Genomic DNA, 26,635 nt, shown 5'->3' with positions numbered 1-26,635 from the left:
CGAAACACGAACCCAACAGGTGTCCCATGACTATGAAAAACACAACGGCCCTTTCTCGCCGTCAGTTTCTTGCCACGACCACGGCTGGCGCTGCGCTTGTCGTGCTGCATCCCTACTCGGCAGCGGCAAGTGGAAATCAGGCGCACCTGCGGATTATGGAAACCACGGATATTCACGTCCACGTGTTCCCATATGATTACTATGCCGATAAGCCCCGCGACACGGTGGGTCTGTCGCGCACCGCTTCGATCATCAATCAGATTCGGTCAGAAGCCACGAACTCCCTCCTGGTCGACAACGGCGATTTTCTCCAAGGCAACCCCATGGGCGACTACATCGCTTATGAGCGTGGAATGAACGAGGGCGACAGCCATCCGATCATAACGGCGTTCAACACCGTCGGCTATGACGCGGCCACCTTAGGCAACCACGAATTCAACTACGGCCTGAGCTTTTTGGAGAAAGCACTTGCAGGCGCGGAATTCCCGGTTGTTCTGGCCAACGTGGCCAAGGAAAAGGGTGCCGGCCCGCTCGGGGACAAGACGTTGGTTCAGCCGTACACCATACTCGACCGCGAGATTGAGATGGGCGACGGCACCAAACACCCGATCAAGATCGGCGTCATCGGCTTTACCCCGCCGCAGATCATGAACTGGGACCGCAAGCATCTGGATGGCAATGTCGAGACGCGCGACATCGTCGAAACCGCCAAAGCCTACGTCCCCGAAATGCAGGAACAGGGCTGCGATCTGATTATCGCCCTATCGCATTCGGGGATTGGCGAAGCCGACCATACTGACGGTATGGAAAACGCCTCGGTCGCACTGGCGGGGGTTGACGGGATCGACGCACTTGTGACCGGGCACAATCACCTGGTCTTCCCGTCACCGACCTTTGCGGATCGCCCCGGTATCGATGTCGAGAAAGGGACGCTGATGGGAAAACCAGCCGTCATGGGCGGATTTTGGGGTTCGCATCTGGGCATTCTGGACCTGCTGCTGGAACGCGACGGATCCGAATGGCGTGTCGTCACCACCACTTCCGAAGCGCGCCCGATCTCGAAGCGGAACGAAGACCGCTCGATCACGGCTCTTGTCGGTGACGATCAGAAAGTGCTGGATTCGGTTGCCGTAGAACATGAAGAGACGCTGGCCTATGTCCGCCGCGCGGTGGGCAAAACCTCGGCTCCGCTGCACAGTTATTTTGCACTTGTGGCGGATGACCCTTCGGTCCAGATCGTCTCGATCGCGCAGAAATGGTATATTGATCAGATGTTGAAGGGGACCGAGCACGAAGGGCTGCCGATCCTGTCAGCAGCGGCACCTTTCAAGGCCGGGGGTCGGGGTGGACCCGATTACTACACCGATGTCCCGGTCGGTGATGTTGCAATCAAGAACGTGGCAGACCTGTATCTGTACCCCAACACCGTGCGGGCCGTGCGGGTCAACGGGGCGCAGGTGCGCGGTTGGCTGGAACGGTCGGCAGGCATGTTCAATCAGATCGAGCCCGGTTCCAAGGACGCGATCCTGCTGGACCCAAGCTTCCCGTCCTACAACTTCGACGTCATAGACGGCGTGACCTATCAGATCGACCTGTCTCAACCCTCACGCTTTGGTCCCAAGGGGGAAGAGGTCAATCCCGACGCTGCGCGGATTGTGAACCTTCAGTTCAACGGCGAGCCCGTGACAGACGACATGGAGTTCATCATCGCCACCAACAACTACCGCGCCTCGGGCGGTGGATCCTTCCCGGGCGCCTTGGGGGACACGGTTGTTTTCGAGGCCCCTGATACAAACCGTGATGTGATCGTTCGCTATATCGTCGAGCAGGGAATAATCGACCCCAAGGCGGACGCCAACTGGTCGTTTGCCCCGCTGGAGGGGACCACCGTCCTGTTCGAAACCGGGCCCAAGGCTCGTGATTTTATGAACGATGTCAAAGGTGTAAGCATTGAAGACGCCGGCGACGGTGCCGACGGCTTCGCAGCGTTCCGTATCAAGCTTTGATGCACAACAGTTCAATCTCAAGGGCGGCCAATGGGTCGCCCTTTGTTTAATCTCGAAGCCTGCTCTGTCTCCCCGGTAACAGCTGCCTGTGTGAGGGCGTGCCTTGACTTTTCTCTACCTACTGATAGGTAGTTATTTGTTGATTGATCCGCCCAAAGGGACAGGCCTCATGAAATTTTATGACGTTGAAGGTTTCCCAAACCCTGCCTGTGCCCGTATCGCGCTTGCTGAAAATGGGGCCAAGGACAGGGTTGAATTCGTCCCCGTGGATATGATGGGCGGCGAGCATTGTACGAAGGCGTTCAAGGCCAGGAACCCCGAGGCCGTGGTACCCTGCCCCGGAACTGGCGGGTGGCTCATACATCTCGCAATGCCATGCGGTTACCGAATTTATCGGCGCGGCCTTGGCCGATTTTGCAAAGGTAGACATTTCCGAAAGATTGAAAACCTGCTGTCTTGGCGTGCCAAACTTTCGAACCGCCCGCCTGTAGCGGGTTGATCTCCGGGTCGGCGGTATCACACATCGCAGAAGGAATTAGACCAATGGAAATAAACTCGGACTTCTCAGATCGCGTTGTAGTTCACTCCGACCAGCTTGCGTGGCAAGCCTCGCCCATGAAGGGTGTAGAGCGCCGGATGCTGGACCGGATCGGAGACGAGGTGGCGCGCGCCACCACAATCGTGCGCTACGCGCCGGGTAGTCATTTTTCTGCCCACACTCATACCGGGGGCGAGGAGTTCATCGTTCTTGATGGCGTGTTTCAGGACGAACACGGCGACTTTCCCGAAGGCACCTACGTTCGCAACCCCCCGACCACGCAACATACGCCGGGGTCGGAGCCCGGGTGCACCATCTTTGTCAAACTCTGGCAATTCGACATGGAGGACCGCAACCAGTTCCGCAAGACAATGGCGGATGAGCTGGCCGCGCCGGAAAACGGCGTCGCCACGGCGGTCCTGCACAAAGACAAGCGCGAGGTTGTCACCTATAGCCATCTGGATGCGGGCGCGACGCTGACCTCGGATGCCACAGGAGGCATCGAGGTTCTGATCATCGACGGCTCGGTCACAGAAAGCGGGGATGAACTGGTCAGGAACGACTGGCTGCGCCTGCCCGAAGGTCAAAGCCTGTCAGCCATTGCAGGGCCTAGTGGCGCCAAAATCTGGATGAAGACCGGTCATTTGCCGTTTGCCCGGCCACCAGCGGTGTAACCGATGACCCAACAAAAACCCTTGGCGCTTGTCGCCGGAGCGGGAGCTGGCCTTGGCCAATCCCTGGTGTCGCGTTTTCAGGCCGAAGGCATGAAGGCGGTTGGTCTTGGCCGTAGCCGTCCGGAAAACCCCGTCGGCGCGTTTCACGAGGTCGATCTGTCCGACCCGGACCTGACCGCACCAATCATTGCAGACCTGATCGCGGAACACGGGCCGCCAAAGATTGTCGTGCACAACACCGCAGAGCTTGTAGTCGCGCCTTTCGCAGAAACGTCGCTGGATGACTTTCAGCGCACATGGACCTCGATGGTACAAACCCTGGTCGTGCTGGCGCAATCGGTGATGCAGCCGATGGTCCGTGGTGGCGGCGGTGCCCTGATCGTATCGGGGGCAACCGCCTCGCGGCGCGGCGGGGCCCGTTTTTCGGCCTTTGCCTCGGCCAAGTTTGCCCTGCGCGGGCTGACACAATCGCTGGCGCGCGAATACCAGCCGGCGGGTGTTCACGTCGCGCATGTCCTTCTGGACGGCATCATTGATACAGCCCGGTCGCGCGATCGCCACAGTCTGGATCCTACCAAGATGATGAAGCCTGAAGACATCGCGCAGGCCTATTGGCAACTGGCGCAGCAGCCGCGTTCGACCTGGACCCATGAGCTGGACCTGCGCCCCTTGAGTGAGGCGTTCTGAGGCATGCGCACGGATACGCTTATCATTGGTGCAGGGCTTTCGGGTCTCAGCCTGGCGACACAACTGATGGATCAGGGGCAGGACGTTCTGGTGGCCGAGGCACGCGCCCGTCTGGGCGGGCGCATCCTGACCGAAGCGCAGGGCGACGGCTATTTCGACCTGGGCCCGTCTTGGTTCTGGCCCGGTCAGCCCCGGATTGCAGCGCTGATCGGCCAGCTTGGATTGGACCGGTTCGAACAATTCAGCACCGGCGCGCTGAGTTTCGAGGATGAGCATGGCCGTGTCGAGCGCGGCCGGGGATTTTCATCGATGGAAGGGTCATTTCGCCTGAAAGGCGGCCTTGCCGCCTTGATCGATGCACTGGCAGCCCGAGTGCCTGCCGGAATGATCCACCTGTCCACCCGGATCACCGCGCTGACGCAATCCGAAAACGGAGTGCTGGCCACCACGCAATCGGGTCAGCAGATCAGCGCACAGCGTGCGGTGCTTGCGTTGCCCCCGCGCGTCGCGGCTGAGCTGACCTATAATCCACCTTTACCCGAGCAAACTCGCTCCGCCATGCGCGAGGTCGCGACCTGGATGGCTGGACAGGCAAAGGCGATTGCCGTGTACGACACGCCCTTTTGGCGCGAGGCGGGACTATCGGGCGACGCCATGAGCAGGCGCGGGCCGATGGTGGAAATCCACGACGCTTCGCCCGCCGAAGGCCGTACTTATGCGCTGTTTGGCTTTATTGGCGTTCCACCACACATGCGCGCGGATGAACAGACGTTGCGCCAGCAGGTTCTTGCACAACTGGTGCGCCTGTTTGGCTCACCGGCGGCAAATCCAAATGCGCTTTACATCAAAGACTGGGCATTCGACCCCTTCACCTCTACCGACCTGGACTTGCAACCTCTGTACACGCATCCGCGATACGGATTGCCGCAAGCCATGCGGGGCGTCTGGAGGGGTCGGATCATTTTCAGCGGCACGGAAACAGCCGCGCAATTCGGGGGATATCTTGAAGGCGCGCTGGAAGCGGCAGAAACCTCAGCGGCTTTGGTGCGTAGGGAAAGGGTTTAGACGCCATGGAAACAGACACAAAGACGGCTCTGCTGAATTCTGCCGAGCGTGCCGCCCGCAGCAAAGGGTTTGACGGGTTCAGCTACGCTGACCTTGCCAAAGAGGTGGGCATCCGCAAAGCCTCGGTCCATTACCATTTCCCTACCAAAGACGCGCTGACGATTTCGTTGATGGTCCGCTACCACAGCGACCTGTCCGGTCGCTGTGCCGAGATTGAGCGGCTGTATGACACGGCGGGCGAGCGGATAAGCGCGTTGATCGCGCTCTATCGCACAGCATTGAACGGTGGGAAAACCCTGTGCCTGTGTGTCTCGTTGATCAGCAGCCGGGAAAGCCTTTCACATGAAGTCACTGATAAAATTCGCGAATTCCGCAGCATGATGGTTTTGTGGATCGAAGGGGTCTTTACTTTGGGCAAGGCAGATGGGTCGATCTCGGGCGTTGGTGAACCAGGGGCGGAAGCGCGTGCCGCATTGGCCTTGCTGGAAGGCGCCCACCTGGCCGCGCGGGCCGAGGAAAGCCCGCAAACCTTTGATGACGCAGTGGCAATACTACAGTCGAGATGCTGACGCTGACACGGGCCTGGTTCTGATCGCACGGGCGGGGCAACGCTTCAACTAAACCACCCAGATACGGTCGTCCACTGCCGGTGATCCAAACTAGCAACGACGGATTGTTTGGCCCGCAGGCCAAACAAACGCTTGAAACTCAGTCACCATCCGCGACCCCTTCGGCCCGGGCACGCGCGCGGCGGCGGCGGAAGCTTGGCAGCAACACCAGCAGCACGGCCAGAACCAGAAGACCCAAAGTCATCGGTCGTTGCCAGATAAAGCTCATGCCATCGTAAAGCTGCATCGCGCGCGAAAAGTTGTTCTCAAGCAAGGGTCCAAGAATGAACCCGATCAACAGAGGTGCCAGAGGATAATCGGCAAAGCGCAGGATCGTCGCGCAAACTCCAAAGCCGACCAGGATCAGCAATTCGGTCGCATTGTTCTGCCCGATATACGCCCCCATGAGCGTGAAGAACAAAATGAACGGGATCAGAAAGTTGCGCGGAACGGCCAGTACCTTGGCGATATAAGGGATCAGCGGCAGGTTCAGGATCAGTAGCACCAGATTTCCAAGATACATCGAAATGATGACGGCCCAGAAAATCTGCGGCTCGTCGATCATCAGGCGCGGTCCGGGGCTGACATTCAGCGCGATCAATGCCCCAAGAAGGATCGCTGTGGTACCCGACCCGGGAATGCCCAGCGTCAGAAGCGGTACAAACGACCCGGTACAGGCGGCGTTGTTTGCGCTTTCCGGTGCGGCGATACCCTTGATCTCGCCCTTGCCAAAGCGCTCCTGTTCTTCCTTCGGCGCGATGTTGCGTTCCACCGCATAGCCAAGGAAAGAGGCAATCGTCGCCCCGGCCCCCGGCAAAACGCCGATGAAGAACCCTTGAATGGACTGGCGTCCGATGACCGGGGCTATCTTTCTCGCCTCGCTGCGGTCAATTCTCAGGTTCGTGATTTCACCACTATCGCCATCCCCGGTTTTCGACCGGTTGGGGTCCAGAACAAGGTAGATCGCTTCCGGCAAAGCAAACATTGCCATGGCGAGCGTGATGAAACCAAAGCCCGACTGCAGGTCCATAATGCCCATAGTGAAGCGCGGCGCGTTGAACAGCACACCTTCGCCCACTGTCGCCATGATCAGACCCAGGAAGGTCATCAACAGCGCCTTGCTGACCTGCCCCGTTCCGGCAAAGGCGGCAATGGCCGAAAGACCGACGACCATCAGCGCGAAATACTCCGAGGAATGAAACAGCAGTGCCACCGAGGCCAGAGCCGGCGCAAAGACCATCAGCAGCACGGCCCCGATCGTGCCCCCGGCAAAGGACGAGATTGCGGCGACGGTCAGCGCCTTGCCTGCCTGTCCTGAACGGGCCAGCGGGTAGCCGTCGAAACTGGTTGCAACTGTCGAGGCCACCCCTGGCGCGTTGATCAGGATCGATGATGTCGACCCTCCGAAGACAGCGCCATAGTAGACGCCAGCCAGCAGGATCAATGCGGCCGACGGGTCGCCGATGGTAATCGCGATCGGGATCATGATCGCAATGATCGACATCGGTCCCAGACCCGGCAGCATGCCAATGAAGGTACCGATCAGACAACCGCCGATCACCATCAGAATGTTTGTGAACGTAAAGGCCGTCGCGAGGCCCATCATGAGTCCTTCAAGCATGTCAGCCTCCGTTTGCCATCGCGTTCAGAAATCCGGGAAACGGGCTGAGGAAGATGCCAAGTATCACCTCCACCAGATACCAGACCACCCCGGCGGCAATGGCACTGACAATGACCATCAGCACGTACCGGCGCTCGCAGAGAATGAAGCTTCCCACCGTGAGAAAGAGGAAGGTCGAGACCAGAAATCCCAGCGGACGCAGCAGCAGCGCATAACCGACCATCAAGGCCACCAGCAGCAACGCCTGACCCAACTTGTATTCATGCAGCTTCGCCAGGTTGATGTCCGCAGCATCTTGTTTCTCAGGTGCTTTTTCTAACCCCAGAATAATGGACACCGACATCAGAATAGCACCTATGGCCAACACTTTGGGAAAGCTCGACGGCCAGATCGGGCTGCGCCGCATGATTGGCGGCAACAGGTCGTCCATGGTGAAATAGGCGGCATAGCCATAGGCCAGACAGATCAGAAGAATGACAAGTGCAATCCAGCGATCCAGTGCCATTTCTATCCCCTCCCCTTTTTTGTTTGAGGTGTCCGGCACACAGCCGGGCACCCGTTTTTCAGGATATCGCAGACCGCGTCAGAGGAAGCCCAGCTTCTTCATCAGGTCGCCGATTTCCTGTTCCTGCTGCTCCAGGAACGCACGGAAATCATCACCGTTGTTGTGGATATCGACCCAACCGTTGCGATCGCGGACTTCCACCCATTCCGGCGTGTCGTACATTTTGGTCAACGCATCCTGATACATCGCCAGCTTGTCTTCCGGCAGTCCGGGTGCGGCAAAGAACCCGCGCCAGTTGACGAACGTGGTGTCATTGCCCTGCTCTTTCATGGTCGGAGCATCGGGATAAGCGTCCACACGCTCGTCCGAGGTCACGCCGATTATGCGCACCTCACCGGCCTTGGCCAACTCCACCGCTTCCGAGAAGCCCGTCGATACGGCCTGTACCTCACCCGACAGCAAACCGGCCATGGTCGCACCGCCGCCGTCATAGGGGACGTATTTCATGGCCACAGGGTCAGCACCAGCCGCCTGAAAAACCATGGCGGCGACCAGATGATCCATACCGCCAGGTACCGAACCACCACCCACGGCAACGCCGTTCGGGTCGGCGTTGAAGGCTTCGATCAACCCGTTCAGGTCCTGAATCGGGCCATCGGCCGCGACCACAAGCGCCGCGTAATCCCCGATGGTCCCGGCCACGAGGGTCAGATCGCGGAAGTTCTGCGGGAAGATGCCCGTCAACGACCGAATCACGATTGGGGTCGAGTTGACCATAAGCGTGCCGTGGTTGCTGTCGGCGTTTTCGATCAGATAACCGATGGCCTTGCCACCGCCGCCGCCAGACATGTTCTCGTAGCTGGCCGATCCGACCAGCCCCGATTCCGTCAGTGCCTCGCCGGTACCACGCGCGGTACCATCCCAGCCGCCGCCGGCACCGCCGGGGATCAGAAAGTGGATACTTTCAACGACTTGTTCCGCTTGCGCCAGCGTTGGCGCGCCAAGTGAAACCGCCGCCACGGCGGCAGCCGCAAATGTCCTGCGGGTTAGATTGAATTTTGCCATGATTTCCTCCCATTGGCTGGCATTTCCTTGTTTTGTTTAAAGTGGTTCCTCCGCAATCAGGATACCGTCTTCATCGCAGTAGATGTAACTTCCGGGCTCGAAAAGCACGCTGCCAAAGGCAACCGGAACGTCTATTGCGCCGATCCCTGTCTTGGCGGACCGAACCGGAGTTACGCCCAGCGCTTTGATGCCAAGGTCGAGCTGCGCCAGACGCTTGCTGTCGCGGACAGCACCATTGATGACGATCCCGGCCCACCCGTTGGCGATCAACCTCTCCGCCATCATGTCCCCCAACATAGCTGTTCGGAGTGACCCACCGCCATCAACTACGATGACACCGCCATTTCCCTGTAAAGTAAAGAGTTTCTCTTGAATCAGACGGGTATCTTCCGCTGTCACAGCAGTATGAATACGCCCCGAAAAGCTGCGTTTTGCACCGTAATCGTTGAACCGTTGCAGTACAGGGCGCACCTTGTCCGGATGGGCATCACTCAGATCCGTCGTAGGTCGGCTGGTTTGGAAACTGGTCAATGCGCTTCCTCCATCAATTCGGATGGGTAAAGGACGGCCCCTTCCATAATTCGCCTCTGTGTGCGGAAAGTACCGGCCGATATTGCCTCGGGTCCCGACGGACCTGGCCGGACATCCGCGATGGTTGGCAAGTCACCCGATGGGTTTCCAATGCGTAATTCCTGACCCTCAGGTTGCGCGATCCTTTGCACCAGACTGCCCCGTATCTGGGCTGCAACGGCGGTGCACATGGCCCCCGTCAGAGTAATCGCGCGATGAAAGTTGCCCATCGACACGAGCCGAACATTGATGTCATGGCTGTCCTTTTTGTGCAGGCTGCCATCCAGCGCCGTGAACTCAGCGGGCGCACCGAGCATCGCCACTTTCGGGCTGGATCGTTTTACGCCCTTGCGCGACGGAGCCATTCCCATTGCAACAGCACCAGCAACGCGAATTTCTTCGACCAGAGCCATAAAGTCCGGATCACCATCCAGATCCTGGGGGCGTTCGGTGGCGGTTTTGTGCAGATCAGCAGCGCGGAAAAACACCACCGGATTGGCCGCGTCGATCAGTGAGACCTCCAGCGCTCCGAACCCTTCGATCTGAAGCGTATCCAGCGCATTGCCCGTCGGCAGCAGCTTGCCGGTTCCGGCCCCACCGGGTGCAAGGAAATCTATCGTCACTTTCGCCCCGGTTCCTGCCACACCGGGAATTTCAAGCGTGCCCTGTTCGACGGGCTGGCCGTCCCGCACCGGAAAGCGCGCGTGATAAACGCCATTGGTATTGGTGCTGAATATGCGGACCAGCGCCTCACTTTGATCCGCTGCAACCTGCACCATGCCTTCCTCAACCGCGAAAGGGCCGACGCAGGAGGACATGTTTCCGCAGGCCGAGCCGTAATCGGCGACCGGTTCGTCCACGGCGATCTGCACGAAGGTATAATCCACGTCCGCATCGTCACGATCCGAAGGCTCGACGATGACCACCTTGGACAAGGACGACAACCCGCCGCCCATCCCGTTCAGCTGGCGCCCGTTGGGGTCGGGGCTTCCCAGGACATGCAAGAAAATGCGATCGCGCGCGGCCCGGTCCCTGGGCAGATCTGCACCGTTGAACACTACAGCCTTGGATGTACCGCCGCGATAAAACGCGGCCCGTAAACGTTCCGCCATCACGCCGCCCCCGCCAGAAATCCGCGGAACGCACGCGGCAGCAGACCGCCCTCGGCAAAGGTCGCACGCTCACCGTCATTGTACAGACGCAAATCCAGCGGCGTGGTATCCGTGCGACCATCCTTTCTGTGGATGGTCAGCTTGGCCTCGGTCAGATCATCGCTGAAGTCGATGTCAAAAGTCTCGGACCCGTCAAGTTGCAGCGTCCTGCGGTTCACGCCCTCCGGGAAACACAGCGGCGCAATCCCCATGTTTACAAGATTCGAGCGGTGGATCCGCTCAAAGCTCTCACAGATCACAGCGCGTATTCCGGCAAGCCAGGGGGCCTTTGCCGCCGTGTCCCGGGAAGAACCGCAGCCATATTCTTTGCCGCCGATCACCACCAGTTTCTGATCCCGGTCCAGATAGGTCTCAATCGCCTTGAAGACCGATGTAACCTCACCTTCAGGCTCGATCCGGGTCCACGAGCCTTCTTTGTCCGGGGTCATCTCGTTGCGCAGACGATAGTTTGCAAAGGTCGAACGAATAACCACATCCGAACATCCCCGGCGGGTCCCGAACGAGTTGAAGTCGCGTTGGGCGACGCCCTTTGCCTGAAGGAACTGACCGGCCTCAGAATCGGTGGTGATGATACCAGACGGCGATATATGGTCGGTCGTGACACTGTCGCCCAGAATGGCCAGCGGACGCAGGCCGCGCAGCGGTTCGATTCCGGCGTTCTCGGGGCGAATGCCCTTCACAAAGGGTGGAAATGAGACATAGGTCGAAGGCACCCATTCATATGTTCCGGTGCCAACCTCCATCGCGTTCCACCGGTCATTCACATCTCCGATTGCAGCGTAGTTGTTGCGAAATTCGTCAGGGGTCACATAAGTCTCGACAATCCGCGCCACCTCATCCGCCGAGGGCCAAAGATCATTCAGCATCACCGGCTTGCCGTTCCGATCCAAGCCCAAAGGCTCGGTCGTAATGTCTTTATGGATCGTACCCATCAGCGCATAGGCCACGACCAGCGGTGGCGAGGCAATCATGTTGCGCGAAGCCAGCGGGTGAATGCGCCCGGCAAAGTTCCGGTTCCCGGAAAGGACCGCGATCCCTTTGACATCATTGTCCTTGATCGCCTTTTCGTGATCTGGATGCAGCGGTCCCGACATGCCGTTGCAGGTCGAACAGGAAAATGCCGCAACTTCGAACCCGAGGGCGTCCAAGGGCGCCTGCAGGCCGCTTTCCGCCAGGTATTTAGCCACGACCCGCGAACCCGGAGCCAGCGAAGTTTTGACATGTGGCTTGACGGTCAGGCCGCGCGCCACGGCGTTTCGGGCCACCAGCCCGGCTAGAACCATGTTGCGCGGGTTGGCGGTGTTGGTGCAGCTGGTGATCGCAGCGATGATCACATCGCCGTCACCGATGTCGTGATCGGCATTCGGGACCGGAACCCGACGGTCCGTTTCGCCCTCAAAAGTCAGACGCTCAGCAGCGGCGGACAGGTCAATCCGCTGTTCCGGCCGGGACGGGCCCGAAACGGACCGGCCAACCTTATCGAGGTTCAATTCAATCACCTGCTCGTATTCAATGGCCGCATCCGTACCATCGACCCACAGGTTTTGCGCCTTGCAGTAGCTCTCGGCCAGTGTGGCACTATCACTGCGGCCGGTCTGGCGCAGATACCCGATGGTGCGCTCGTCAACCGGGCAGAACACCATAGTGGAACCATATTCCGGCGCCATGTTTGCAATGGTGGCGCGGTCGGCGACGCTCAGCGCGGAATAACCGGTGCCAAACAGCTCAACAAAGGTGTCGACCACGCCGATGGCGCGCAGTTTCTCGGCGATGACCAGCGCAATGTCAGTGGCGGTGACATCGTCGGACGGGTTGCCCGTTACCTCAAGCCCGATGACGCGGGGCACATTGACCGGGGTGGTCTCACCGAACAGCAGCGCTTCGGCCTCTAGCCCCCCAATGCCCCAGCCCATGATCCCCAACGCGTTGATCATCGGCGTGTGGCTGTCAGTGCCAAGGCTGGAGTCCGGGATCAGAACATCGGGGGTCTCATTGGATGGCAAAACAGTCTGCCCGAGATATTCCAGATTGACCTGATGGCAAATCCCACCCCCCGGCGGAATGACCCGCAGTCGGGGGAACCGTGCTTCACAGGCTTTTAGAAAAGCGAAACGCTCGCGGTTGACCTCAAACTCTCGGTCCATGTTCTTGGCCAGCGCAAACTTGTCCGCCCAATGGTTGATCGACATGGAATGGTCGATAACCAGGTCGACCGGCAGGCTCATATCAACCATGTCCGGATTTCCGCCCACCTCCTCCAGCCGGTTGCGCATGGCCATGATGTCGATCAGCGCCGGAATTCCCAGCATGTCATGCAGCAAAAGGCGTGCAGGGCGGAACGGTACAGCCTCGCCAGAGCGTCGGAGCACATCCAACGCCGCCGCGCCTCCTTCGGAATGACGCGCAGCATTTTCCGCCAGAACCCTTAGAGAGTATGGAAGCTTTCGAAATTCGGGGCCCAATAGGGCGCAATAGTCCACGGCCCGCAAAGATGTGTTGGCGATCGGTTTGTAGGTTGCGATTGTCACGGTTGCCTCCTGATTTGCCGACAAGCTAGACACCGGCGCCGGATATCAGCAAGATCGAACCGACTCCATTTCACCTGACAGAATGCTATGCCCGCGAACAGAACCGAATCCGTCGAACGTGCCATGTCCATCCTCAGTGCCTTTTCGACACAGCGCCCAATCATGTCTCTGGCAGAGTTGGCCGAAGAGACAGGCCTGCACAAAAGCACGATCCTGCGGCTAACCAACTCGATGATGATCTATGGCTTCATTCAGCGCGATAGTGACGGCATGTTCAGTGTCGGCCCCAGCGTCTGGCGGCTGGGGTTGATATTCCGGCGCGATTTCACCAAGCGCGAACACGTCGCGCCATCTCTAAAAATCCTGGCTGAAGCAACTGGGGAAACCGCCTCGTTCTATGTCCGCTCAGGCAATGAACGTATCTGTTTATACAGGGAAAATTCCCCCAACCTGCTGCGATTCCATGTTGAGGAAGGTATGCGCCTGCAATTGTCCACTGGGGCTTCCGGGCTGGTCTTGAGGCATTTCTCGGGCGAGGATGTCGGTGACCTGGCCAATTTCAACAAGAACGGCACGGTCAGTTCAGTCGGTCAGACAAATCCCAACATCTCCTCTGTCGCGACCCCTGTTTTTGATGCAAACGGCGATCTCATCGGCGCCCTGACAGTGTCCGGTCTGGCTAACAGGTTCGATGCCGAGGCGCGGGCAAACACGGTCCCGCTGTTGGAAAGTCTTGCGCGCAGTCTGACCACACGCTGACGGCACTGTTTCATCTGACAGAACGCAACTCACAGCAACTTGCCTCGTACCGCAGGCTTCGCTAGGCAGGCAGGCAGACCATTGAACCGGAGAGCGCGCCGATGATGAACCATCAGATCAACAAAGCATTCCGTGAACGCCTAAGCACGGGCAAAGCCGTTCTGATACCCGGCGCAGCCAATGCTCTTGCGGCACGCGTGATCGACCAGTTGGGGTTTGAGGCCGTCTATATCTCGGGCGCGGGGCTGACCAACACCTATCTGGGCATGCCCGATCTGGGCTTCATCTCGCTACCCGAGATCGCCCAGCACACATCGGCCATCCGCAACAGCACCGAACTGCCCATTGTGGTTGATGCGGATACCGGCTTCGGCAATGCCCTGAACGTCCACCATACCGTGCGCACGCTGGAACGTGCCGGCGCCAGCGCCATTCAACTGGAAGATCAGGTCAATCCCAAACGCTGCGGTCACTTTTCTGGCAAGGATGTGGTCGACCTGACAGAGGCGCGCAGCCGTATCAAGGCCGCAGCAGACGCCCGCCACGACCCAAACTTCCTTATTGTCGCGCGCACCGATGCCTGTGCGACCCAAGGGTTCGACGCCGCCATTGAACGCGCGGAAGCCTTCATCGAAGACGGAGCGGACATCACCTTTATCGAGGCACCGCGCAGCCTTGAAGATATTCGCAGCATTCCCAAGCGGCTTGCAGGCACGCCACAGCTGATCAATCTGGTTGTTGGCGGCAAAACTCCAATCATCGAATTGTCTGATCTGGACGAAATGGGGTTTGGCCTGGTCCTATATGCCAATGTCGCGTTGCAGGGCGCGCTGAAGGGCATGAACGACGCGCTGTCGATGCTTCAGGCCAACGGCCGCATGGACGAAAGCGGACCCGTCGCCAGTTTCGAAACCCGTCAGAACGCAGTTCAGAAAGCACATTACGACGAGATGGAGATGCGCTACTCGGAATAAACCGCAAAAGCGGCGTGCCGTTTCTGATCGGCGTTTTGACCCGGTGCGTTGCCAATCGTGCGAAAGGCTGCAACCGGACAAAAATAGTCAAACCAGCACCACCAAGCCCGGCTTTATTCTTCCGAAACGTCTGCGACGAAACCACCATCGGCGCGACCAAAGCGGGCTATCAGAAACCCTGACAGTTTTTCCAAACCCTCCCGCAGCACATAGGGGTCATTGGCAAAACCGATACGGACATAACCTTCCATGTCAAAGGCGTCGCCCGGGGTCAGCATCACTCCGGTTGTCTGCACCAAGTCGACACAGAATTCGCGTGAGCTGATCGGTATGTCGAGCTTCAACATCGCGGTTGTCCCGGCGCGGGGTTTGACCCAATCAACGCGCGGTTGCGTGGCAATCCATGCGTCCAGCACAGCAAGATTCCCCCGCGTGATCCGGTGACTGCGGGCCAGAATCTTACGCTGGTTCTCCAACGCGATGGCAGCAAAGTGATCGTTGATCATACCGACCGAGATCGTATCGAAATCACGGTGGATCAGGATCTGTTCGGTCACCTCTTTCGGGGCCACCACCCAACCGACGCGCAACCCGGCCAGCGAAAACGCTTTCGATGTACTCGCCGTACTGATCCCCTTTTCGTAGATGTCCACAATTGAAGGCGACATGCCGTCGCCCTCCTGCCCGGTGCCGCGATAGACTTCGTCACACAGGACATATGCGCCGACAGAACGTGCAATCTCGGCGATGCCCTGCAACATCGGCCGTTCGATCAGCGCGCCCGTCGGATTGTTGGGGTTTGTCAGGGCAATCAGTCTGGTTTCCGGTGTCACCAGTTCACGTAACCGGTCCAGATCAGGCAGGAATGCGTCTTCCGCGCGTAGTGGCAGAATCTGAACATCGGCTCCGATACTGGCGGGGATCGAATAGTGTTGCTGATAGGTCGGCACAATCGAAACCACCCGGTCCCCGCGCGAAACCACTGCCTTGTGCACCAGCATATTGGCCGCAATCGTGCCGTGGGTAATGGTGATATCTTCGACGTTCCGATCGTCATAGAGATCTGAAATAGCCTGACGCAGGCGGATTGACCCTTCGATCGCACCGTAGGTCATTTTCATTGGCAGCAGTTCGGACAAGTCGTTTTGATTAAGTCCGGACAGTTGCAACAGCTGATCGATCGTGATGCTGGCCACGCAGGTTTCGGCAAGATTGTAGGTACAGCGGGTTTCCCACTCATTCATCCAAATTTCGACTTTGAACGGTTCGATGAACATGTGCGCTCTCCTCAGGCTGAAGTCTGGTCAAAAACGGCTTTTGCCACGGCGATGTCCTCCAGCCCCAACCCGACAGAGCGGAAAAAGGCTGGAGCCCCTGCCTTTGGCCGCGGGCACCTGCCCGTACAGAGTTCCGCAAGATCGCCAAGGATCGCGGTCTTGCTCCAGTTGTGTCGTTCCACCGCAATCAGCATCTCGCCGGCTGTATCAGGGGTTGTTTCCCGGTAGTCGCAATAGACCTGCGCGGATGCCAAAAAGGTCGGATCAACTTCATGCGCGCGGGCAACATTGGTGCTGATCGAAGTCACCAGCGCATCGACCGCCAAATCATCAGTGGAAATGACGGGTGTACCCGATGACGTGCACAGCATGACAACATCGGCCTGTGCAATAGCCTGCCTGGAACTCGAGGCCAACTTGGCGTCAGGGCACAGCATTTTCCATGTCGCCTGAATATCCGCGTTTTCACCCAAACCCGGCGAGTATATGCGCACCTCTGCCCAGTCGCGCAGACCGGCCACATGGCGCATATGCGCCTGTGCGACCTGACCTGTTCCGATGATGGCCAGCGTCAGCGGGCGGCCCGTCGGAGCCAGCTCATCCACCGCCAATGCGGTCGTGGCGGCCGTGCGCTCGGTGGTCAGCACGCCTGCGTCGATCAACGCCAATGGCCGACCATCTTCGATGGACATCAGAACAGTCCAGGCGGTGATGATGGGTCCATTGGCGCGCGGCAGGTAAGGCGACAACTTCGCCCCGAACACACCGGCCCCCTCAAGCGCACCGAGATAGGTTATGAAATCGCGGCCCCCCGGAAACTCGGTCACGGTCTGCGGTGGTTGTACCGCACGGGCTTCACCAAGATCGGTGAACAGCGTGCGCATCGCCTGGACCACATCCAGCTTGCCCAGGTGTTCTGAAACCGTTGTATTATCAAGGACAATCGGCGGGTTCGGCATATTGATACTCCTTTGCGGAGTTCGGTATCAGCAACATTATGGTAAAACCATCGTCCCAAGGGATGAGACAACGGTAGGAAGAAGGCCGGATTTGCAGTTAAAGGAGTTCAGCCAATCCATTTCTGAAGTGATCGACGGGCAGGCAAAAAGCGATGCCCTGATCCGGGCCGTCGAATACCTATTTCCGTGCGAGGCGGCATTTGCGGTGCTCAACCGACCCTCAGGGCCTCCGGTTTACCTAGCGGATAGCTACCCAAATCCAGCGTCCAAGGCCGCGGTTCAGCTGTATGTCTCCAGAACCTACCTGCTCAACCCGGTGCACAATGCGATCCGGGCAGGTATCGCCGCAGGGGTATACCGGATGGCCGATCTCGCACCGGATAACTGGGTCGCAACAACGCCGGATGTCATCTCGGATGAGAGCGAAGAGATCAAATTCAGGACGCCCGGCTGGCCCTTCGGTCTGCAGGAAGTTTCAGTCCTGGTCGACATGCCCCAGAGGATCATGGGTGAGGTAAGCCTGGCCCGCAAAGCCACGCCTGACGGTATCCCTCAGCAGGATTTGGAAGTTTTGCGATCCGTCCTGCCATTGATCCGGCTGGCGTTTCTACGGCTGTCCAGAGAGCAGACGCAAGCGTCGGGTCGTCCATCACCTTCACCGGAGTCTTTTGGCCGTGACGTTCTGACCGCGCGAGAGGCTGAAGTTGTCCAGATGATCCTGAAAGGCCATTCAAGTCTTTCGATCAGCAAGACACTGAGCATAGCGATGCCGACCGTGAAATCACATCGTCGAAATGCGTATGCAAAGCTTGGGATCAGCACTCAATCTCAACTATTTCACGCCTTCGTCGATGGCTTGAACCTCGGGTTCAACGAATGAAGGCCATTGGCATTCAAGTGCCATCACAGCGTCAGTTATTGCACCGAAAATTCCGGGTTTGACGCGGACCGTGGTACTGCATTTTTTTCGAGACTGATCAAAGGATGATCGACGACTTGAGACACGGGTCAGCCACTTCCCTTGGCATTCTAAACTTGAACGTGAGGTTCGAATGCTTGCCTTTTGTCACTCAGATTTTGGAACCAGGCCATTTGTGAATAAATTCTCAAAACGAACTTCGACCTGAATGATCTCAGGGTACCCTATTCGGATGGCGCGTCGCGTTTCAGTCACGCCGGACTGGTCAATCAGAGTAATTTAGCCGACACACAAGAAAATACACTGCAGAGTGGTTCAGTTTTCCAACATTCTTTGAAAGGTTGGCTGCATAAGACCACGATCTGTTTTTGCCCGCATTTGGCGAAATACAGGCTTCAGAGAACCGAGTCGAATTGATCTTTAATTAAATAGCCACTCACCCACCGGCGCCTATTCCGTTGACGGCCAACGCATTTCACCAAACCCAATGCGGTGAACTTCTTCGAAGAACGGCAGACGCAATCGAACGCCTCATGCCTTGTGGTCTGGACAAGGCGGTTTGATTGATAAATCAGTCGCAGGCAGCGGTGACGATCATCTCGACCTTCAGAACATCGCGCGCCAGTTTGGCTTCGCCGCACGCGCGGGCCGGAGCGTGGCCCGCCGGTACCCAGGCATCCCAGACTTTGTTCATCTCGGCAAAATCTGCCATGTCCGCGAGCCAGATCGTGCATTGTAGCATTCGCGTCTTGTCACTGCCCGCTTTGGCCAACAGATCCTCGACCTTGGCCAGGATTTCGCGGGTCTGATCCGCCACAGTGGCCGCATCCGAAGTCTGCCCACACAGATAGGCAACACCATTGTGCTTGACGATCTTGCTCATGCGTTGGCCGGTTTCGATACGGGTGATTGTCATGTCGGATCTCTCCATCAAGGGACCTTGCGGTCAAATCGGTCAATGCGGAAGGGCGATAGATTGAAACGGCCTGCTCCGCCAGTCATCAAATCCGCCACAACCTGCCCTACAGCAGAAGCCATCTGAAATCCATGCGTTGAAATCCCGAAAGCGTGAAAGGCGCGCGGCCGACCCGATGACCGGCAGGTTGTCAGGCATGCAGGTCTCCAGCCCCGCCCATATCCGGTGCATGCCAAATCTCTGTCGACGCTTTCGTCAACGGCCACACCTGACATCAGAAGTATCTGTTATTGTCTCCAATGGGCAAGCGCGCTTTTGTTTTCCTTCGATCGCGAAACAGGTCAGGTGATCGCGCCACCGCTACCCTTCTTTTTCTTCTTGCCACCCCGGCGAGATGTGATGTGAATTTTGACCCCAGCATCCTTCAAAGCCGCGGCAAAAGGTTCGGGCGGTGCAGCATCGGTCACCAGATCGGTGACCTGGTCAAACCGACAGGCCACATTGGCCGCTCTCTCTCCGAACTTCGTGTGATCCACCGCAACGATCATGCGCCGGGTGTTGTTATGCAACGCGCGCGTCAGTTCAGCCTCCAGCGGGTTTAACGCAAGAACCCCTCCGGAAAGCGACAGGGCATCCGCGCCACATATTACCGCGTCATAGCTGTACTGGCAGGCAAGCTGCTCGGCGGCACGACCGAAACTACCGCGTTCGGATCGAATGACTTCTCCCCCGGCCAGAATCGCACGCGTTCCATTGTGATCAGCCAGCGATGCGACAACCGACAGCGAATTGCTGACCACGGTCAAATTTTTCCGGTCGCGCAATTGCTCGGCGACATGCGTCATGGTTGACCCCACCGTAAGGAACAGCACCATGCCGTCCTCGACAATCTGACTGACTTTTTTCGCGATAAGCGTCTTTTCTTCAGCGTTGAGTTCCAGCGCCCCGGAAAACATTGGTGTATCCTGCGCACGCAACAGAAAGGTCCCGCCGTGCACCCTTTCAACCATGTTTTTCTTTGCCAGGCCTTTGACCAGTCGACGAACAGTTTCTTCCGATACGTCCATGACCTGCGCAATCTGTGTATTGCGTGCCGAGCCTCCCAGCCGCGCCAGCACATCAAGCAGCTCTCGGCCGCGATGGGGGATGTTTTCGCTGTCGTCAGCCATCATAAAATTTCACCACAGTTTCGCCTAAAGTTCCACGTTGCAAGTAATTGTTCTGTGACAATTTCCGCCTTTTTGGTCGGCTACCCTCATTTACCAACAAATTCGTTCACTGGGCCGCGCTTTGTTCTTTAGCTACAAGTCGAGTATCAGCATGACCGACCTTTGGTTCGGCTCTGTTTCGCTGTTACGCGCCTATGAATCCGAAACAAAGTGCGGGGTCCGTTTCAGATCACAACGCGGTGTTGAAGAGGTTTGCGAGGTTCTCTTACGTGTGTTCGATGGCGTTTCCGCTGCAGTGGGGGTCGATGAGGGCGCCCTGGCCGAGGTCGGGGATTGCTACTTCGGTGATACCCAGCTCGGAGAGCTTGCGCCGGATGCCGAGGCTGCTGTTGAGATTCTGTAAAAAGGCGCGGAAGCCGCCATCGACCGGTGCCGTCATCCATCGGCCTCTGTGTCCGCATCCTTTTCCATCCGCGGCATTTCTTCGATCAGGCGCGTTTCAAGCAATTGCCCGTTCCGATACAGGATCGGATAAGCCACGGCTGCGATGTGACTGTTGAACTCCCGGAACGCGCGCAATGTCTCCAGATGGATGTCGCTGGTCTCAAAGCTTTCCGTGCTGCCGTGCTGCAAACGTCTGAGGTGGCGTTTGCGACTGTCACGCTCAGCCCGCTTGATCTCGGTTTTTTCAAGGCTCAACAGGCGGGCGCTTTCCAGATCGTCCGAGATCAACACATTTGAGGCCAATTTCAGATTGGCCAGGATGCCTTCGTGCATTTCGACCAGTTCCGACCATCCCTCTTTCGAGAATGAGGCCCCTTTTTTGCGCATGTCGGCGGCCAGAACGGTCAGTCGCTTGGCAACGACATCGCCTGCGGTTTCCAGACGAATTGCGTATTCCATCAGGTCCCGGGCCACCTTGGCGTTTTGCCTGCCGAACTCTTCGGCTGAAATGGCGGCCACGTATTTCCGGATACCCGACAGGCAGTCGTTCACGTCTTCATCCACCAGCCGAACAGCACGTATCTGCTCCTTGTCACCGCTGCGGTACAACTCCAGCGACGGCCTGAACATCGACTCGACCAGATCGCTCATCCGCAACAGCTCGCGCTTGAGACTGGAAAGCGCCTGACTGGGGCTGCCGCTATTGCGCATATCCAGCGCGCTGGTCGGACGGCCCGGCTGGACCATTGCCTCGGCTGATTTCGGTTCCGGAAAAAGCCGCTCGAACGGAGCACGCAAACGTCCGCAGAACGGCAAAGCCAACACCAGCAACGAGGCGTTGAACGCCAGATGCGCATTGACCAGCATCTGCCCGCCTTGCAGATCCCCCAAAACACCCGCACGCAAAGCCGCAGTAGCTGCAAACAGGGTGACCACGGCCCAACTGCCACGCAACGCGAGATTGGCGAACGGAATGCGCCTAGCTGGCAATTCCATCCCTCGCGTCAGCCAAACCGGTATGAAGGCCGAGCCGAAATTGGCCCCCAACACCAGCGACAGTCCGGCGGCAAACGGAATTGCGCCAATCTGAACCAGTGTCACACACATCAGGATCGCCGCGACCGATGAATGCATGACAAAGGCCAGCGCTCCGCCGACCAAGAATGCGGTTATGTAATCTCGGGCCAGATATTCTGCGACGGCGGGCAGAAAAGCACTGTCCCGGATCGGATCCATCGCCTCGCGCAGAAAGCGCAATGAGATCAGAATGAACGCAACACCCATCAGGATGCGACCCAGTTGCCGGGGCTTTTTGGACTCGGTCTTGACGAAGAGATACCCGCCAATCGCCAGCAGCAGCGGCACCAGCCAGTCTAACTTGAAGGACAGGACCTGGATAATGAGCGCAGACCCAAGATCGGCCCCCAGAACAATCGCGAGACCGGTTGGAAAAACCAGAAAACCACCAGCTGCAAAACCGGATGTCAGCAATGCGACCGCGGCCGAACTTTGCAGGACCACCGCCATTGCGAGACCGACCATTGATGCCTGCACATAACTGCGCTGGCCCGTCATGACCCGCTGGAAAGAGGCTCCGTAGCTGCGCTCGATCCCGGTGCGCACCATTCGCACCGCATAAAGCAGCAACATCGTGGCTCCGGCCAGACTGATGAGGAAGCTTACAATCGCCATGATCCTATCCGTTCACCATTTCCAGCATTTCCGCATGCAGCTCGGGCGTCGCCGCCGAAATCACACAACCATCCGAATTCAGGTCGAGTGGTTTGCCATCCCAGTCCGTCATCACCCCACCTGCGGCCTCGATCACGGCCAGCACCGGCAGAAAATCATAAGGTTGCAGATCATAGTCTATCACTGCGTCCACATGCCCCGCCGCAAGAAGCGCGTGCGGATAGCAGTCATAGGCAAACCGTCTGGTCTGACCGGACTGCATCAGCTTGGCGAATAACGCCGGATGATCACGATAGATCTTATCCCCTTCATTCACAAACAGGATGGACTGATCCAACCGCGTCTGGTTCGAAGTCGCGATCTCCTTGCCGTTCATTGTCGCGCCCTGACCGGATACACCAATGAAAACTTCATCTATCGCAGGCATGCCGATCACTCCGATATCCGGCTTACCATCGATCAGATGCCCAAGCAGAAAGCCAAAAAGCGGATGCCCCGAAAGGAAAGACCGGGTGCCGTCGATCGGATCAATTATCCAGACTTCGCGGCGGTTCTGCCCTTCAAACCCATGTTCTTCTCCAAAGATGCCGTGATCCGGAAAGTGTTGTTCCAGGTAGGCTCGAACCTGCGCCTCGACACCCTTGTCGGCCTGCGTCACCGGGCTTTCGTCGGACTTGAACTCAACACCAAGCCTGCCGCGAAAGTACCCCCTTGCCGCCTTGTTGGCCAATTCGGCAATCTTCATCGCGTGTGACACCAATTCGGCCGTTTCGAACGTTTGAGAGTTCTTTGGATTCAGCATCCGTTTCTGTCCTGTTTGCTTTTGGAGTCTTGGCTCATTGAAACAACAACTGCGAAAGAACCCGCCGAAGGTCCGATCCCACGCTACTTGGAACGTTTTTCACAACCGGACCCGCAATCTTTTCCCGATTGCTGATAGGGTCCTGTTGTTCGGCGCACCATCTTGTGCCACGGACAACACCAGACCCTTCGAAGAAATCATGGCTTTGCAGTGATCCGGGCAAACAAACCCTCCGTTCCCGAAGGTTATGACTATAGCCTATTTGCGGCATCAAAATCCCACATTGCGCGATCAATCCCCACAATAAGCCCACAAATTCTCTCCAATACAAGCGAAAAGTACTGTTTTTGTTTGTTTGCCCGATAACTGTGTGGGTTTTTGGGGATTGCAAAGGCCTCTTTCCAACCGGCTGAAACGGCTTGCGTAGAAAATGGAGTGTAAACAACGCCCGCACCGTCGGCCACACCGACACGTCGCGGGATCCAGCGCTCTTTTCACCCGAAGCCGATCCCCATATTGGCCGGGTCGGACAACTCATTACCGAAAGCGAACGGTATAACAACGCTTCACAAGCCGTGACCGCGCAGATTACGTCGAAAGTGCGCCTACGAGCTGGCGCTAGTTTACTTTTCAGAGCTCGAATTTGCCGATCTGCTGGCGCCCACGCGCCGGCAGCACGATCTGGCGGCAGAGTTGGCCGATAGCGGCATGAAACTCGACCACCCGACCTGCATGTCAAACAGACCCGTTGCTGGCCTTTTCATCGATCATCTCGAGGATCTTGTTTCGCTGGATTTTTCCGGATGGTCCTTTTGGCAGGTCCTGCAAAACATGAACTTCGTCGGGCGACTTGAAATGGCCCAGTTGAGCTTTGCAAAGCCTGGACAATTCCAGTGGCGTCAAAGCGGAACCTTCGCGAATTTTCACCGCCGCCTCGACAGTCTCACCATAGCTGGCACAAGGTCGGGCGAAGGCGGCGGCTTCGACAACATCGGGATGAGAATAAAGCACCTCGTCAATCTCGCGCGGCGCAATGTTTTCGCCCCCTTTGATGATAAGTTCCTTCAGCCTGCCGGTGACATAGACGTAGCCATCCTCATCCATACGGGCGAGGTCTCCGGTCCGCAGCCAGCCACCGGGTGTAAATGTGCCTGCGGTTGCGTCAGGGTTCTGGAGATATTCCAGCATGACATTCGGACCGCGTATGACCAGTTCGCCTTCTGCTCCGCGTGGTACGGGCCGGAGGTTCTTGTCAAAAATATCCGCCTCATTTCCAAAAGGGATACCCGGTGATCCGATTTTGCGAATGCCGGGCGGCAACGGATTGGACAGTATCTGCGCGGCGGTTTCCGTAAGCCCCATGGTCTCGACAATCGGGATTTCGAAACGGTTTTCAAACGCACGCTGCACGTCCGGCGCCAAAGCGGAAGATGCAGAACGGCCAAAACGCACACGATGGCGGGTCGGCGCATCCGGTTTTGTATCGGAATGCAGAAGGTGGGAAATGATGGTCGGGACAACCGAAAACCATGTCGCCTCGGCCTTCCCAAGGTTTTCCCAGAACCGGCTGGCGGAAAATCGTTCACACATGGCCAATGATCCGCCAGAGACAAGCGTTCCCATAACCGTCACGCACAGGCCGTTGATGTGGTAGATTGGCAGAACGCAAAACCCGCGATCAGCTTCGGACAGCTCATGTGCAACCACCGTGGTCCAGCCGCCCGCCAACAGGCTGGAATGGGTGTGAACGACGCCTTTTGGGCGCCCTGTTGTTCCGGACGTGTACATCAGAAGCGCGTGATCGCCCGGCGAAAGGTCGTGCAGATCGCCATCGGCATCTTTCGCATCTGAAATTCTCAACGCGGTTAATTTCGCTGGGTCGGCCGTACGTTCAAACAAATCCACCTGTTCGGGGTGCACAAAACCATAGCGCGCACCGCTGTGGTCCAGCGCATAGGCCACCGCGCTGTCCCCCGCGACGAGGTTTATCATCGTCGCCCGGAACCCGCCGTAAAGGACGCCGAAAAGGACCTCCAGCGCTTCGCGGCAATTGGGATAAAGGATGGCGACGCTCTCTCCTTTTTCGACACCCAATCCGGTCAACATGACCGCAATTCTTTGCGCTGTTTCGCGCAGCTCGGGCCAGCTCAGGTCGCTCGCGCCATCCGGAAAAACGAAACCGGTTCCGCCCTCGGCTGCCCGTTTGTCCAGCCAGTCACGGACGGTTCCTTTGGGCGGGTCGATCATTGCCCGGCCTCCGACCAGTACTTTCCGAAAATCTCTTCCAGCGCGGGCTCCCGCGGCGGAGTTTCACGCACGACTTTGGTGGTCTGGATGAAATGCCGCCAATGCAGGTTTGTGTCGATGGAGTTTCCCCCCCAGCTGCCACAGCCCATCGACAGGGAAAAAGGCATCCCGTTGGTAAAGCTACCGCCGGTGGCAAAGGTATGCGCCTGGTTTACGATAACACGACAGGTCGGCAGATCCCGGCTCAACCCGATCGCGCGCGCGTCGTCCTTTGTATGAATGCCAACCGAATGCCCTGCCCCCTGATGTGCCAGAATGCGGGCGGTGATTGTCCGGGCCTCTTCGAAATCTGCCGCGCGATAGAGCGCGAGTACCCGGCTAAGCTTTTCTCCGGAAAGGGGATGATCCGGGCCGATCCCGGCAGTCTCAACTGCCAAATATCGGGTTCCCTCGGGCACCTTGCCCGCCATGCCCAGCGCTTCAAGCATCTTGTCCGCGTCCTGCGCGATGACGGAACGGCTGAGATGACCATCGGGCCAGAGCCGGGCGATGATATCACCTGCTTCCGAGGAACGGACCAGGGCACCACCCTCGGCGGCCATCGCCGCAACGAAAGCGTCGTAGACTGCATCCACCACGACCACCGCATTCTCGGAGGAACAGGAGGTCGCGTTGTCGAAACACTTTGAGGCGGTAATTTTTGCCGCTGCGGCCTGCAGATCGGCAGTCTCGTCGACAATCACCGTGACATTGCCAGCCCCAACGGCCACCGCCGGCGTACCGCAGGATTGTGCGCGATGAACGTTGTTTTGGCTTCCGGTGCAGATCACCCGGTCAACAGCCTCCATCAACCGTTGTGTCTTGGCCTTTGACCCGGGCGCAGGCAGCATCTGCACCAGATCGCGATTAAGCCCAAGCTTGTCGAATTCGGCATGTATGTAGCCAAGCAGCAATTCACAGGACGCAACACCTTTGGGGGACGGCGCCACCACGATGGCATTGCCGCCCTTGAGTGCGTTGATGATGTTGTTGGCCGGCGTCGCGGCAGGGTTGGTCGACGGCACAACCGCACCAATCACGCCGATGGCGCGCGCGATCTCGGTGATACCTGTTGCCGGATCATCGCTGATAATCCCGTGCGTATTGGCGTCGGCTATATCGCGCAGCAACCCGAGCGTCTTGCGGTGGTTCTTGGTGATCTTGTCGGGCACGTTACCCAGGCCGGTGGTTTCCACGGCCAGTTCGGCAAGGGCCCGGTTGCGTTCCGGTTCCATGATCGCCCATCCCGCTGCAAGTGCCGCTTTGTCATATAGCGCCTGACTACCACTGGCTTCGAAAGCAGACTGAGCGGCACGCGCCCGTTCGACGATCCGGTCCACTTCGGCAATTTCGGGGGCAATCCCGTCCTGAGCGTTCATCTTGGTCCTCGATAGATTGA

General features: G+C 58.0%; 23 protein-coding genes. 9 read left to right on the top strand and 14 right to left on the bottom strand.

What is annotated here, in order from left to right:
• Positions 1–26 precede the first annotated feature (26 nt).
• The 5 genes from ACR1XU_RS15280 (at position 27) to ACR1XU_RS15260 (ending at position 5,539) form a co-directional block, all read left to right on the top strand.
• Entirely contained in the window at positions 27–2,006 is a 1,980-nt protein-coding gene (locus ACR1XU_RS15280; RefSeq protein ID WP_480909428.1) for a bifunctional 2',3'-cyclic-nucleotide 2'-phosphodiesterase/3'-nucleotidase, read from the top strand.
• Positions 2,007–2,549: 543 nt separating this feature from the next.
• Positions 2,550–3,218, top strand: a complete 669-nt coding sequence (locus ACR1XU_RS15275) for a cupin domain-containing protein (RefSeq protein WP_480909430.1) — start codon at positions 2,550–2,552, stop codon at positions 3,216–3,218.
• Between the two features lie 3 nt (positions 3,219–3,221).
• Positions 3,222–3,905, top strand: a complete 684-nt coding sequence (locus ACR1XU_RS15270; RefSeq protein WP_480909433.1) for an SDR family NAD(P)-dependent oxidoreductase — start codon at positions 3,222–3,224, stop codon at positions 3,903–3,905.
• A 3-nt stretch (positions 3,906–3,908) separates the two neighbouring features.
• Positions 3,909–4,970: a flavin monoamine oxidase family protein gene (locus tag ACR1XU_RS15265; RefSeq protein WP_480915625.1), complete on the top strand. Its 1,062-nt coding sequence runs from the start codon at positions 3,909–3,911 to the stop codon at positions 4,968–4,970.
• A gap of 5 nt (positions 4,971–4,975) precedes the next feature.
• Entirely contained in the window at positions 4,976–5,539 is a 564-nt protein-coding gene (locus tag ACR1XU_RS15260; RefSeq protein ID WP_480909692.1) for a TetR/AcrR family transcriptional regulator, read from the top strand.
• Between the two features lie 139 nt (positions 5,540–5,678).
• On the opposite strand, the gene ACR1XU_RS15255 is transcribed toward ACR1XU_RS15260, so the two are convergent.
• From ACR1XU_RS15255 to acnA, 6 genes are all read right to left on the bottom strand, one after another.
• Positions 5,679–7,199: a tripartite tricarboxylate transporter permease gene (locus ACR1XU_RS15255; RefSeq protein ID WP_170679147.1), complete on the bottom strand. Its 1,521-nt coding sequence runs from the start codon at positions 7,197–7,199 to the stop codon at positions 5,679–5,681.
• A gap of 1 nt (position 7,200) precedes the next feature.
• Positions 7,201–7,704, bottom strand: coding sequence for a tripartite tricarboxylate transporter TctB family protein (locus tag ACR1XU_RS15250; protein ID WP_480908990.1), 504 nt, complete (start codon positions 7,702–7,704; stop codon positions 7,201–7,203).
• Between the two features lie 78 nt (positions 7,705–7,782).
• Positions 7,783–8,769 (bottom strand): tripartite tricarboxylate transporter substrate-binding protein, encoded by a 987-nt coding sequence (locus ACR1XU_RS15245; protein WP_170806776.1) that lies wholly within the window; start codon positions 8,767–8,769, stop codon positions 7,783–7,785.
• Between the two features lie 36 nt (positions 8,770–8,805).
• Entirely contained in the window at positions 8,806–9,300 is a 495-nt protein-coding gene (gene rraA, locus ACR1XU_RS15240; protein ID WP_170806777.1) for a ribonuclease E activity regulator RraA, read from the bottom strand.
• Positions 9,297–10,451: a PrpF domain-containing protein gene (locus ACR1XU_RS15235; protein ID WP_480908989.1), complete on the bottom strand. Its 1,155-nt coding sequence runs from the start codon at positions 10,449–10,451 to the stop codon at positions 9,297–9,299. The genes rraA and ACR1XU_RS15235 overlap by 4 nt, the downstream gene beginning before the upstream one ends.
• A complete protein-coding gene (gene acnA, locus ACR1XU_RS15230; protein ID WP_480908988.1) occupies positions 10,451–13,039 on the bottom strand; it encodes an aconitate hydratase AcnA in 2,589 nt (862 codons plus the stop codon). The genes ACR1XU_RS15235 and acnA overlap by 1 nt, the downstream gene beginning before the upstream one ends.
• 87 nt (positions 13,040–13,126) lie before the next feature.
• On the opposite strand from acnA, the gene ACR1XU_RS15225 reads away from it, so the two are divergent.
• Together ACR1XU_RS15225 and ACR1XU_RS15220 are read left to right on the top strand one after the other, a co-directional pair.
• Positions 13,127–13,798: an IclR family transcriptional regulator gene (locus ACR1XU_RS15225; protein ID WP_480908987.1), complete on the top strand. Its 672-nt coding sequence runs from the start codon at positions 13,127–13,129 to the stop codon at positions 13,796–13,798.
• A gap of 101 nt (positions 13,799–13,899) precedes the next feature.
• On the top strand, positions 13,900–14,772 hold the full coding sequence (locus tag ACR1XU_RS15220) for an isocitrate lyase/PEP mutase family protein (protein WP_480908986.1): 873 nt from the start codon (positions 13,900–13,902) through the stop codon (positions 14,770–14,772).
• A 113-nt stretch (positions 14,773–14,885) separates the two neighbouring features.
• Here the strand turns inward: ACR1XU_RS15220 and ACR1XU_RS15215 are convergent, their stop codons facing one another.
• Positions 14,886–16,049, bottom strand: coding sequence for an aminotransferase (locus tag ACR1XU_RS15215; RefSeq protein ID WP_480908985.1), 1,164 nt, complete (start codon positions 16,047–16,049; stop codon positions 14,886–14,888).
• An 11-nt stretch (positions 16,050–16,060) separates the two neighbouring features.
• Entirely contained in the window at positions 16,061–17,008 is a 948-nt protein-coding gene (locus tag ACR1XU_RS15210; protein WP_480908984.1) for an ornithine cyclodeaminase family protein, read from the bottom strand.
• A 91-nt stretch (positions 17,009–17,099) separates the two neighbouring features.
• Between ACR1XU_RS15210 and ACR1XU_RS15205 the strand changes: the two genes are divergently transcribed.
• Positions 17,100–17,888, top strand: coding sequence for a LuxR family transcriptional regulator (locus ACR1XU_RS15205; protein ID WP_170806784.1), 789 nt, complete (start codon positions 17,100–17,102; stop codon positions 17,886–17,888).
• 610 nt (positions 17,889–18,498) lie between these two features.
• Here the strand turns inward: ACR1XU_RS15205 and ACR1XU_RS15200 are convergent.
• Complete coding sequence (locus ACR1XU_RS15200) at positions 18,499–18,843, bottom strand: RidA family protein (protein ID WP_480908983.1); 345 nt, start codon at positions 18,841–18,843, stop codon at positions 18,499–18,501.
• Positions 18,844–19,184: 341 nt separating this feature from the next.
• Positions 19,185–20,015, bottom strand: a complete 831-nt coding sequence (locus tag ACR1XU_RS15195; protein WP_480908982.1) for a DeoR/GlpR family DNA-binding transcription regulator — start codon at positions 20,013–20,015, stop codon at positions 19,185–19,187.
• Positions 20,016–20,163: 148 nt separating this feature from the next.
• On the opposite strand from ACR1XU_RS15195, the gene ACR1XU_RS15190 reads away from it, so the two are divergent.
• The gene (locus ACR1XU_RS15190) at positions 20,164–20,415 is read left to right on the top strand and encodes a hypothetical protein (RefSeq protein ID WP_480525783.1); all 252 of its coding nucleotides are present in this window, start codon (positions 20,164–20,166) and stop codon (positions 20,413–20,415) included.
• Between the two features lie 32 nt (positions 20,416–20,447).
• Here the strand turns inward: ACR1XU_RS15190 and ACR1XU_RS15185 are convergent, their stop codons facing one another.
• The 4 genes from ACR1XU_RS15185 to sauS all read right to left on the bottom strand — a co-directional run bounded on the left by ACR1XU_RS15185 (position 20,448) and on the right by sauS (position 26,615).
• Complete coding sequence (locus ACR1XU_RS15185; protein ID WP_170806787.1) at positions 20,448–22,148, bottom strand: Na/Pi cotransporter family protein; 1,701 nt, start codon at positions 22,146–22,148, stop codon at positions 20,448–20,450.
• 4 nt (positions 22,149–22,152) lie between these two features.
• Positions 22,153–22,950, bottom strand: coding sequence for an inositol monophosphatase family protein (locus ACR1XU_RS15180; protein WP_480908981.1), 798 nt, complete (start codon positions 22,948–22,950; stop codon positions 22,153–22,155).
• A 735-nt stretch (positions 22,951–23,685) separates the two neighbouring features.
• On the bottom strand, positions 23,686–25,197 hold the full coding sequence (locus ACR1XU_RS15175; protein WP_480908980.1) for a class I adenylate-forming enzyme family protein: 1,512 nt from the start codon (positions 25,195–25,197) through the stop codon (positions 23,686–23,688).
• Positions 25,194–26,615 carry an acylating sulfoacetaldehyde dehydrogenase gene (gene sauS, locus ACR1XU_RS15170; RefSeq protein WP_480525778.1) on the bottom strand — a complete coding sequence of 474 codons (1,422 nt, stop codon included), beginning with the start codon at positions 26,613–26,615 and terminating at the stop codon, positions 25,194–25,196. Before sauS ends, ACR1XU_RS15175 begins: the two co-directional genes overlap by 4 nt.
• Positions 26,616–26,635: the final 20 nt, after the last annotated feature.

Source organism: Ruegeria sp. D1(2025), assembly GCF_056536425.1.
The sequence above is the reverse complement of the archived record's forward strand: the minus strand, read 5'-3'. Positions and strand labels throughout refer to the sequence as shown.